Here is a 637-nt window from a genome sequence, read left to right as displayed (position 1 = left end):
ATCCGAGTGCAAGGGGTCCCGCAACAAGATAGGTGATTGCAGCGGCCGTCCTCGGGTCGATAGACTCCGACGCGGCGTTGCCCAAGACTACCCAAATTCCCCAAGCTNGCTACCATTGTAATCGAACCAAAGAACACGGCCGAATCTATTTCAGGAAGCCCCATTATCGTGATTCAACGTAATAGTGGAATAGCGATACCCAGAGACGCTCGAAGCGACTGGTATCGAACGGTGGGGTTGCTCCAGCGAGGTGGTAGAATTTTGCTTCAGTGTCGCTACCTCGGTTATCGGCATGATATCTCTGTGCCATACATACTGCCTACTGACCGTTCCCGCATTGGTCTCTCTCTTAATCGAATAATCCATTTATATCAGGTCCAGGAGTCCCCATGTATCCCTGACCGCTTTCGCGAGTTGCTCGGTGGATGCAGTGAGGACGACGAGGGCAAACAAAACGCATGATTATTGCCCAGCGAACTTCACGAGAGATTTTCGTATGCGCGTTCATCCTCGTTCTGCGCAGTGTCCCACCGATCCGCCGGACTGCTCACTTATCCGGTGTATGCAGCAAACCGGTTCTGATAGTTGCTAAGGGCTTTCCCAAATACACATATTCATCTATTAACAATACCTGCCC

Annotated in this window: 1 pseudogene; it reads right to left on the bottom strand. The window is 51.3% G+C overall.

Features of this window, described 5'->3' with window-relative positions:
* Positions 1-164 (bottom strand): annotated as a pseudogene (locus C489_RS22655) (EamA family transporter); the annotation flags it as partial.
* Positions 165-637: the final 473 nt, after the last annotated feature.

The organism is Natrinema versiforme JCM 10478 (assembly GCF_000337195.1).
Taxonomy (GTDB): Archaea; Halobacteriota; Halobacteria; order Halobacteriales; family Natrialbaceae; genus Natrinema; species Natrinema versiforme.
This window is presented reverse-complemented; position numbering and strand designations above follow the sequence as displayed.